The sequence below is a fragment of the Ferroplasma sp. genome, assembly GCF_037442045.1.
GTDB lineage: Archaea > Thermoplasmatota > Thermoplasmata > Thermoplasmatales > Thermoplasmataceae > Ferroplasma.
The window spans coordinates 1-10,464 of the sequence record NZ_JBBIRC010000045.1 but is presented as its reverse complement, the minus strand read 5'-3'; the positions used below and the strand labels follow the sequence as shown (position 1 = coordinate 10,464).

Here is a 10,464-nt window from a genome sequence, read left to right as displayed (position 1 = left end):
AGATAATTATACTTAATAAGAATTATAAAATAAAGAAAATACTGTGCAATAATAGTTCGATGAAATAAGTAATTAAAATTTAACCTTAATTCCTGCAGGTTTACTGCATGGAAAAATTGATGAATATATCAGGAGGTGTTATCTAAATGGATAAAGATTATATGAAAAGATATTCACGGCAAATTGTTTTAAAGCAAATTGGAGAGGATAACCAGAAAAAACTTCTGGAAAAGTCAGTACTTATAGTCGGCCTTGGCGGAACCGGCAGTGCTGCAGCAGAAATGTTTTCAAGGCTTGGGGTTAAAAAGTTAATACTTGTTGACAGGGACAGGATAGAAATTACAAACCTCCACAGGCAAATACTTTATGGAATGAAAGATTTAAAAAATTACAAGGCTGAAGCCGCTGCTAAAAGGCTAAAGGAAATTAACCCGGATGTGGAAATTGAATTTTATAACAATGCATTTGATTCTTCCATGGCCTGGATTGTGGATAATGTTGACCTTGTATTTGATGGCACAGATAATATGACTACAAGATTCATAATAAACGATGCCTGCGATAAATATGAAAAGCCATGGGTTTTTACATCTGCAATAGAAGTATATGGCGAATTCAAGGCAATTATACCGGGGAAAACATCGTGTTATGCATGCTTTAACGCTGAGCCAGAAGAATTGCCTGTATGTGCAGTTGCAGGGGTTTTAAGTACTGTTCCAGGTATAATTGCATCGTATGGTGTAAATCTTGCAATAAAAATTTTGCTGGATTACAAAATAGATGGAAGTATTTATTTTATCGATGCTTTTAATTTTGAAATAAAAAAAATAGGCATTGGTAAAAACAGAGAATGCAGATGCTGCAGCAAAAAGGATTATAAATATTTAGGAAAAGAGTATTCCGGAATTGGAAAATCAATGTTGTTATAAAATTGCAATTTTTACTATTTCACTGATTACTACTATTATAAATACAACACCGAGAAAACGGTATATGTATTTCTGATCAAGTTTATGGGCTAAAATTGAAAAATAATAGCCTGATATCAGTGCTATTATTCCTATTAAAATCGCTGCAAGAAAATCTATATGCCCAATAGTATAATAACCAGCAACTCCGCTTGAAGCCGATAAAAACATTGCCAGTGTTGCAGTTCCAACCATATTTTGAGCTTTCATTGAAAAAAATACCATAATAATCAGGACAAACATTATTCCACCACTGGTTCCTATTACACCGGTCAGTATGCCCACTGGAATGCTCAGTAAAAATCCTATGCCCAATGCAGTATTCCTTTTAATTTCAAATTTTTTAACTTTATGTTTATTAAGCGTATATGATTTTTTGATAACATAATAACTCATATATGCTGTCATTGCAGTAAATGCAATTTCAAGTGGCAGTACAGGTAGTATTCCGGCTATCAGTGCACCGATCTGTGCACCTATTATAGCACCGAGTCCCAGTATTATTCCAAGCCCTGGCTCAAGTGTCTTTTTCCTTAGATAGACATAGATAACAATTGTTGTTGTTATTACATCTACAAGCAGGCTTGTGCCTATGGCAGTTTTAAAGTTAATTCCCATATAGGAAAGGACAGGAACAACAACAAGAACTCCACTGCTGCCGGTAATACCGGTTAGAGCTCCAACTGCAATTCCTATAATAAGCATAATTATATAAAATAATATCATAGATCTGAATTGTAGCATAAATCATATATGTTATTAAAAACGAAAAGAAATTTATATTGAATTTAAATAGATTTATTACTAAAATTAATATTTTGTTTTGTGGACGTGGACAGAAATTACATTATAGATACATCGGCAATATTATCAGGTAAGTTGAACATATCTGAAAAAAATTATATATTTCCTTATTCAGTGGTAAACGAAATAAAAAAAGGGTCTCTGGAAAAGATTCTTGAAGTAGCGGACATAAATATTAGAAATCCATCTACAGAATATGTAAAAAAAGCTAAGGAAGCGGCAATAAAAACTGGCGATTATAATGTCTTAAGTTCCACAGACATTGATGTTATTGCACTTGCTATGGAATTTAAAGGAATCATAGTAACTGATGATTACGCTATTCAGAACGTTGCAGGATATTCTGGCATTGAATACATGGGCAGCGGAATTAAAGAAATAAAAAAGAATATAATATGGAAGTATAGATGCACCGGATGCCATAAAATTTATAATGAATACATAAAAATATGCCCTGTATGTGGCCACGAAATAAAACGTTATTCGAAGAAATGAATTATCTGCGATGCAATTCATAATCCAGGATATCTATAATTTCCCTGAATTTTTCCTTATAACCTGAGAAATTCTCATATAAGCTTATAACTACAGGCATCCATTCTATAAGATTTTCTGGTGGTACAAGTGTAATTTTATAATTGCTTTTGAATTCTTTAACAAGGTTTCCGGATGGTTCATGTAACACTTTAAATTCCTTATACACTGTTCTATAATATTCAAATGAATCGAAAACTGATGGTTGAATTATAAATAAATGTTCAAAGTATTTTCTTGATATTTCTATATGTGCGAATAGTTTTCCGTATTTTTTCCCATTATTAAAAAGCCTTATGTGCAGTTCCCATGGAAATGTTAGTTCCCTTGCCATGCTGTATTTTTCTCCTTTAAAGAAGCTTGGCGTTGCATCATGAAAGCTGTTTTTTATAAGATTTATTGCAATGTTATCAGTGGATTTTTCAGGGAAAAGCAATGAAAATAATGATTCGTTGGCAATTTCATCCTTTTGAATTTTAACACCGGTGCCATCTTCCAGCACTATATTTTTTGGAAAATTTACTGTGATATTTTTCATATCCATTATAGTTGATACTTAAGTTGTAAATTATTGTTTCTAATTTTATTCTAATATACGTATGATTTGCATTTTTTAATAAATTATAAATATATTTAACAGGAATAAACAATTATTTGGAATAAATATTCTTTTTATCATTTCATTATTAATAATTTATAAAGCTTCTCAATAAACTCGTGAGAGTCTATAACCATGCCGAAATCAGAATGTTTAAATATCTCTGCTTCCGGATTGCTGTTAACTGCCATAACATTTTTAGCGTACCTGATTCCGACAATATGGTTATCTGAACCAGATAATCCAATAGCTATGTACAGTTCCGGAGATATAGATACTCCTGTGAGCCCTATTTGGAATTGCCTGGGCATTCTCCCCATATCCACAACTCTTCTTGTTGCACCTACAGAACCGTTGATTTTACTGGCTATTTCAATGATTAATTGTGTATCTTCTTTATTTACTCCCGTTCCAATGCCAAATATTACAGGTGTATCAAGAGGGTGCAATTTATTGCCAATAGGAATATTTTCTAAATCATTGAAATATTTGCTTTTCTCCAGTTTTATATTATTAATTTCATATTCTTTGCTTTTAAATTTTATTTTAAACATGCCTTTTCTTACAGTTGCAATATCAGGTTCCGTTTTTGAACTTATAACTGCTATTATGCCTCCGCCAAAAGATGGTTTGTACTGAATTAATTTTCCATTGTTTAATTTAATATCAACACAGTCCGCTGTGAGTCCAAGGCCAAGAGAAGCGGCAATATGCGATGCTATGTCCCTGCCGTTGAGATTTGATGGAGCCAGAACGTGCTTTACCTTATATTTTCTTATAAATTCTTCCGCATATTCGGAAAATGATATATTGTCTGAGTTTTCAAGATATATGTATTTATGGCAAGCCAGCCCTTTAAGAAGTGATGGTGCAATATTTCCTATTACTGTTATATTGAAATTCCCAAGTTCGGCTATTTTTGATGAAATTTCAAGAGAAATCGCAGGATCATCTACAGCAAGCCCAAGGAAATTCTCTGCAGAATTTGATGCTTCAAGTATTTTATATTCCTCACCCTGCCCGGGTTTGCCAGCTTCATTTAGAATATTTATAAATTCTTCGAAGTTGATAAATTTGTTATCTCTCTTGCTTTCCATTGCAATAATGCCTATTACTTCAGTTGGTGAATCACTCCCCTTCCATGTGGTAAATTTAGAATTATATACCGTTATTTCTTCAACTTTGGCAGAATTATCTATTTGCCTCGCCCTGTTGATTTTCTCACTTACAGAAAAAAAGGCAGGAAGCGAAACCTTGATCTTTCTTATTCCATTATCTTCATCCCTTGAAACAGTTGCGCTTTCACCGTTGATTTCAATTAATGATACATTTGAAACAAAATTATAGCCTGCCATTTCAGCTGTTTCCGGTGGAACCTGTGATGTATCGCCGTCTAAAGATGACCTTCCTGATAAAACCATATCAGGATTTATATGCATAATTAGCGAAGATAGTATTCTTGATGTTATATATGTATCTGAACCTGCAAAATTTTTGTCATTTAAAAGTATAGCATGGTTTATGCCCATTTTCATTGAATCATTTAGTATTTCGGCAGCGGAGCTGGGGCCCATGGAAACTGCATATGTTTCGCATCCGTATTTTTCAGATAACCTTACAGCTTCTTCTACTGCCTTTTTATCATATGAATTGAATAATAGTTTTACGCCTGTTCTTATAATTCTCTTGCTCTTCTGATCAAACTTTATGGCGTTAATATCCGGTATCTGTTTAACCAAAACCATTATTTTCATCAAAGTTCCACCATTATCACTCCATTTTCTATTTTTATGTTGTATGTTTTTAAATTTTTTATTGGATCACTATCCCCCTCCGGGCCAGAGACCACGTTTCCATTTTTTAGGTTAAACGACGCGAAATGTGCAGAGCATACAATGTTGCATCCCTCAATAAAGCCTTCTGAAAGTGCTGTTTGCTCATGTGTACAGTAGAGATCTGTTACATATATTTTTCCATTTGATTTTGCCACAAGCAACGGGGTTCCTTTTACAGTAACATCCTTTACACTGTTATCATCAATTTCATTTTCTTTAAACAAAATTTCCCACATAATTATTTATAACTATTTAGATTATAATCTTTGCGGGGTTATAAGCAGTTGATTTGGTGCCGTTGCAATGTTATATATTTTATATACACGGAAATGTATAATAATAGAGTTACATTGCTTAATCATGAAGGCAAAAGTAATAAAAGAATCCCCATCCTCGAAACTGGGGGAATCGCCAGTCTGGAAGGATGGCATTTTGTATTATGTAGATATTTTTGGCGGAAAAATTTATTCTTATAATGGAAATATAAGTACAGTATACAGTGATAAGATTATTCCATTCATAGTTCCATGCGATGATGGATTAATATTTGCAACTAAAGAAGAAATAAAGCATCTAAAATTCAATGGCAATGTTACAACAATATTCCATATGAAATTCAAAGATAATGTTAGATTTAACGATGGAAAATGCGATATGAATGGAATTCTTTATGCAGGTACCATGGACATGAATGAAAAAGAGCCGGATGGCTCTTTATACCGGTTTGACAGTAAAGAAAAGGCTGTTCTTGATAATATAACAATATCAAATGGAACGATATGGAATTATAATAAAAAGGTTATGTACTATATTGATTCTCCTACCAGGAAAATAAGGGTTTTTGATTATGATACAATTAATTCTTCAATTATCTCTGAGAAAGAAAGCATTGATGTATCTTCATTTATGGGCGTTCCTGATGGCATGACTATAGATGTAAAAGGAAATTTATATGTCGCCTTTCATGGCGGTTCCTGTGTAATGGCCTTTGATGGTTCCGGCAATATCATAAAAAAAATTTATGTTGGTGCCAAAAATGTGGATTCCTGCGTATTTGGAGGAGAGGATATGAAAACACTTTATATTACAACTGCAATGGACGAGAATGGAAATGGAGGGAAACTGTATAAATTTAAGAACGATATTCCAGGAATTCCCTCTGAACCTTTTAGATTCTCTATACCAGAATAATTTTATTCGTTTATATTTGTAAGGTAAATGCCTGAATATCTATGCAATGTTATTTATTATTAAAATTAAAGTATCATACCATTTTAATTGTAATTATATATTTTATAACTGCATATGATTAAATTTCCATGTCTTTCTACTCCATAATCACTGCATCTTCATTAATTAATATATAAAAATTTAATTAATATATAGTATACATATTACTCTATATATTATATTGATTAATTATATATATTTAGAAATTATATTATTAATTGAGAATAATGGCAGATATATTTGATGATTTGGATAAACAAAAATTTGGATGGTTCCATGCCAGGTCAATTTTAACAACTGGTATGGGGGTGTTTACAGACGGTTACGATTTGTCTTCTGTTGGCATAGTTCTTTTAATAATTTTATCGTCATATGGCATTACAAAAAGTGATCCTGACTATGTATTGGTCACAAGCCTTATAGCCGGTTCAGCACTTATAGGTGCAGCTGTTGGAGCTTTAATTTTTGGGGAGCTTGCAAGGAGAGGAAGAAAAAAATTCTATGGTATTGATGTTCTAATTCTGGGAGTGGCTGCATTAATGCAGATCTTTGCAGTAAATGTATGGCTTTTGATAATAATAAGGTTAATACTTGGAATTGGTGTAGGAGCAGATTACGTTATGTCCCCAATGATAATGGGTGAACATTCCAATGCAAAAGATAGAGGTAAAACAATAGGCTTTGGCTTTGGGATGATGTGGGGATTCGGCGCTGTACTGGCCGCCTTTACATACATGATTTTAGGCCCTGTGCTCGGTGTTCCTGATGCAATATTATGGAGAGTTGTTCTTGCAGTTGGTGCAATACCGGCTCTTGGTGTAGTGTATTTAAGAAGGAAAATGCCAGAAACCCCAAGATTTATTGCAAGAATAGCGGGCGACAAAAAAAGTTTTGAACAGGAAGTGGAATATGTAGCCCATAAAGAAGTTAGAATACAGGGAGACATAAAAGATAAACACAATTTTAAGTATTATTTCCATAAATACAAAAGAGAGTATATTGCTGCTATGGTTTTATGGTTCTTTTATGATCAGGTTGCGTATGCAGGAATACTTTTTGGCCCCACATTAATTGCAGGGAAAATGGGATTATCACCTGATGACTGGACTTACCTGATGGAGGCATTCACCATTGCAGGAGGAATAGTTATGCTTGCACTTATAGACAGGAAAGGCAGAAAATCACTGCAGATAGTGGGATTCATGGGAATGGGTGTATTCCTGTTAATATTTGATTATATTTCTGGCATTGGAATAGTAATTGCAATCCCTATAGCAGGTATGATGGTGTATGGGATAGGCATGAACTTCTTTAATCAGGCTGGGCCAGGATCAATTACTGCATCAGGAATGTATGGTGTTGAACTTGCTCCCACAAAAATCAGATCACAGATACAATCATATACAGTGGCTGCTGGAAGAAGCGGTGCAGCACTTTCATCCTTTGTTTTTCCAGCCCTTTTCCTGGTTCTTGGTGAATCCTTTGCATTTTACTACCTTGCAGGGCTTGCAATAACCGCATCTATTGTTACACTGATATTCATACCAGAAACAAAAGGTGCTCTTGAGAAATCATCCAATGAAATAAACGAAATGAATGATATTACTGTAGCAGGCGGAAAATAAAATTTAATTTACTTAATAATTTTATATTTTAATTTACATTTTTTCTATGTTTTTCCATGGCTTTCTCCATTGATTATGGCAGTTGCTATTAGATGTGCCATTCTTACTGGCTCAGGTATATTACCCATTATTGTAGTTTTTTTTATTAGATGTGCCGCATCATTTATATTTATGCCGGAACAGTTTATATAAAGCGTTTTGCCTTCATATTCAATTTTATTTACTGAGTTCTTTTTTAATATTTCCGTTCTTTCTTTATAATCTGGAAAATGAAGTTTCAGTGCTGAAAACATAGAATCCAGATCTGGCTCCTTCCTCGTAATTGAAATTACTGGTATTCCCGTTGTTTCATGTATTGAATTAACGTCCATAATGTTGAACCCACCAAACGTCACGCCATTTGACATTATAAAATCTATTTCTTCCATAAAACGGCCACTGGCCATTGATAATATTTTTTGTGTTGCATCAGTTCCATCAACGTTTATTGTTTCAATTGAAATGCCTTCTACATATGAATTTAAACGCATCAAAACTCCGACAAGTACAGTAGTTTTATCAGAATCCTTATTGAATGGCCCATCGTCTATGCCCAGAATCCTGAGGCCGCTTTTCATACGCTTATCTTACTTTTTAATGATGCAGCAATTTCATCTGCAACTGTGATATTGCTATATTTTGTCTCTATGGTATCTGTTACAGTGAGTTCATTAACGTATTTCTCTATTTTTTCATTGCTGTTGTTTGCAAAGACACCGTGTATGGCACATGCATATATATTTTTGGCTCCGCTTTTCCTGAGCATACTTGATGCTTTCATTATTGTGCCGCCTGTTGAAATTATGTCATCAAGCAAAAGAATATTTTTATCAGCATAATCCTCTTCTGGCATTACCATTTTTACTGTCCTTGCATCTATTCTTTTTTTATCTATATAATATGCAGGAATGCCGAGCCTTGTGCCTATTAACTTAACGCGTTCATATCCACCGTCATCTGGGGACATAACAAAATCAATATTTTTACTTTCAAAATATTTGTATACCGGATCTATAATTTTTATATCAGTAAATGGTACTTTAGAATATTCAAGTGTCTGATCATCATGAAGCTCTATTGATATAATGTTATCCGCATATTGATTTATGGCCTGTGTAAAAACTTTTGACGATATTGGTTCTCCATTATTATATCTCATATGCTGCCTTGCATATCCGAAGAATGGTATTACTGCAGTGATGCTCCTTGGTTTTTCTTCTTTAATAGCATCGAGAAGCAATAGATATTCAATAATATCGGAATCACTTCTTGTATTTCCAACAAGAAGAACGTCTTCTCCTTTAATGTCATCAATTATCTTTACATACATTTCATTATCGGGAAAACGCTTCCTTACAACAGGGGAAACATTGCATGAAAAAATATTTGCCAGTTTCCTTGATACGTTATAAGCGGTAGACGAGGGGACAATATACATTTTATTATCTATACTTTATCATTAACTTTTAAAAAAGGTTTTTGTTTTTTTATATTTGAATTATATATGATATATTGATATATATAGAATGTCAAAATGCAATGGAGAGAAATATTTCAACAGCAAACATGCAAAGATGATGTTCAATGTAAGCTGAATTAAAAAATCTGACGCATTCTGATAATTGGCATGAAGGCTTTAAACGTTAATGCGTTAATATTTAATTAATAGCCTCCCAAATATCTTTTTATCAAGCATGTCTTTATAACCGTTGTTTATCTCTGAAAGCTTAATTTTTTCACCGATTACAGGCAATATGGATGATTTTGAAAGATCAAGCGCTTTCTTAAGATCTTCTCTGGTAGAGCTTATACTCCCCTTTATGCTGTTTCCCTTGAGAATAATCAGGCCCAGAGGCAGTTCCACAGGCTCTGGCTTCAAATTTCCGATTACAACAAGCCTGCCACCGGTTTTCAGGCTTCTCAGGCTTTTTGAAAATGTTGCAATTCCAACGTCTTCCAGAACAATATCTGCTCCAGTGCCTGTGATTTTTTTAACATCCTTATTATAATCCGAATTTGAAGAAACAATGTATTCTGCCCCAAGTTTATACAATTTCTCTTCCTTCCATTTTGAACTTGTTTCTGCAATTGGATGCCCGCCGAGTGCTTTAACCATCTGAACTGCATGAACTCCAACTCCGCCTCCGGCACCGGTAATAAGAACATAATCTCCCTTTTTTATTTTCCCTACTTTTGCTATTGCGTGGTAAAGCATTGCTATGACACATGCTGCAATTGGCACTGCTTCATCAGGAACATTGTCTGGAACCTTCACGAGAGATCGCTCATTTGCGTTTACATATCTGGAGTATCCTCCATTAATACCTTCACCATATGCGATCTTATTTGGGCAGAGATTTTCATTTCCAGACCTACAAAATTCACATTTTCCGCATGGTATGTATATAAGGCTTGAAACTCGATCACCGATATGGAAAGCTTTAACATTTTTCCCTTTTTTTGTAACAACTCCGCCTATTTCATGGCCGGGTATTACCGGAAGAGATACTCTGGGGAAAAACCCCTGCTGTGTGAGTATGTCCCTGAAACAAACGCCGGTATATTTCTGCTCTATTGTTACTTCATCATCACCCGGTTCAGGTGGAACATAATCCCGTAAAACTATTTCAGAGTTTAATTTGTCAAGAAATCCAGCTTCCATTCATTAAAATATTAAATGTGTATTTAAAAATTATTAATAGTGCATAATAGTTTCATCAAAAAGTCAGCATGCCGTTATATAAGTATTTGAATAATTATACTGATATTATTGCAAACTATTTAGAAAAGTTGCTGGATGAACTTCAAACAGAATAAAGGATGCAATGCAT

At 33.8% G+C, this 10,464-nt stretch carries 11 protein-coding genes; 4 read left to right on the top strand and 7 right to left on the bottom strand.

Features of this window, described 5'->3' with window-relative positions; genetic code table 11:
* Nucleotides 1-146: 146 nt before the first annotated feature.
* On the top strand, nt 147-929 hold the full coding sequence (locus WKI77_RS06280) for a HesA/MoeB/ThiF family protein (RefSeq protein WP_337860975.1): 783 nt from the start codon (nt 147-149) through the stop codon (nt 927-929).
* Here the strand turns inward: WKI77_RS06280 and WKI77_RS06275 are convergent.
* Nucleotides 924-1,673 carry a sulfite exporter TauE/SafE family protein gene (locus tag WKI77_RS06275; RefSeq protein ID WP_337860974.1) on the bottom strand — a complete coding sequence of 250 codons (750 nt, stop codon included), beginning with the start codon at nt 1,671-1,673 and terminating at the stop codon, nt 924-926. The two genes, WKI77_RS06280 and WKI77_RS06275, sit on opposite strands and share 6 nt — an antisense overlap.
* A 120-nt stretch (nt 1,674-1,793) precedes the next feature.
* On the opposite strand from WKI77_RS06275, the gene WKI77_RS06270 reads away from it, so the two are divergent.
* A complete protein-coding gene (locus WKI77_RS06270) occupies nt 1,794-2,267 on the top strand; it encodes a hypothetical protein (protein ID WP_337860973.1) in 474 nt (157 codons plus the stop codon).
* Nucleotide 2,268: 1 nt separating this feature from the next.
* Here WKI77_RS06270 and WKI77_RS06265 read toward each other — a convergent pair whose 3' ends face one another.
* The 3 genes from WKI77_RS06265 to WKI77_RS06255 all read right to left on the bottom strand — a co-directional run bounded on the left by WKI77_RS06265 (nt 2,269) and on the right by WKI77_RS06255 (nt 4,975).
* Complete coding sequence (locus WKI77_RS06265; RefSeq protein ID WP_337860972.1) at nt 2,269-2,850, bottom strand: hypothetical protein; 582 nt, start codon at nt 2,848-2,850, stop codon at nt 2,269-2,271.
* Between the two features lie 131 nt (nt 2,851-2,981).
* On the bottom strand, nt 2,982-4,658 hold the full coding sequence (locus WKI77_RS06260) for an FAD-binding protein (RefSeq protein WP_337860971.1): 1,677 nt from the start codon (nt 4,656-4,658) through the stop codon (nt 2,982-2,984).
* On the bottom strand, nt 4,658-4,975 hold the full coding sequence (locus WKI77_RS06255) for a Rieske 2Fe-2S domain-containing protein (RefSeq protein ID WP_337860970.1): 318 nt from the start codon (nt 4,973-4,975) through the stop codon (nt 4,658-4,660). The genes WKI77_RS06260 and WKI77_RS06255 overlap by 1 nt, the downstream gene beginning before the upstream one ends.
* A gap of 124 nt (nt 4,976-5,099) precedes the next feature.
* Here WKI77_RS06255 and WKI77_RS06250 point away from each other — a divergent pair, with 124 nt between their 5' ends.
* Nucleotides 5,100-5,930, top strand: coding sequence for an SMP-30/gluconolactonase/LRE family protein (locus WKI77_RS06250; RefSeq protein ID WP_337860969.1), 831 nt, complete (start codon nt 5,100-5,102; stop codon nt 5,928-5,930).
* Nucleotides 5,931-6,196: 266 nt separating this feature from the next.
* Nucleotides 6,197-7,594: an MFS transporter gene (locus WKI77_RS06245; RefSeq protein WP_337860976.1), complete on the top strand. Its 1,398-nt coding sequence runs from the start codon at nt 6,197-6,199 to the stop codon at nt 7,592-7,594.
* Nucleotides 7,595-7,638: 44 nt separating this feature from the next.
* Here WKI77_RS06245 and WKI77_RS06240 read toward each other — a convergent pair whose 3' ends face one another.
* The 3 genes from WKI77_RS06240 to WKI77_RS06230 all read right to left on the bottom strand — a co-directional run bounded on the left by WKI77_RS06240 (nt 7,639) and on the right by WKI77_RS06230 (nt 10,295).
* Nucleotides 7,639-8,211 carry a DUF99 family protein gene (locus tag WKI77_RS06240; protein ID WP_337860968.1) on the bottom strand — a complete coding sequence of 191 codons (573 nt, stop codon included), beginning with the start codon at nt 8,209-8,211 and terminating at the stop codon, nt 7,639-7,641.
* Nucleotides 8,208-9,071, bottom strand: coding sequence for a ribose-phosphate diphosphokinase (locus WKI77_RS06235; protein ID WP_337860967.1), 864 nt, complete (start codon nt 9,069-9,071; stop codon nt 8,208-8,210). The genes WKI77_RS06240 and WKI77_RS06235 overlap by 4 nt, the downstream gene beginning before the upstream one ends.
* 213 nt (nt 9,072-9,284) lie before the next feature.
* A complete protein-coding gene (locus tag WKI77_RS06230; RefSeq protein ID WP_337860966.1) occupies nt 9,285-10,295 on the bottom strand; it encodes an alcohol dehydrogenase catalytic domain-containing protein in 1,011 nt (336 codons plus the stop codon).
* Nucleotides 10,296-10,464: the final 169 nt, after the last annotated feature.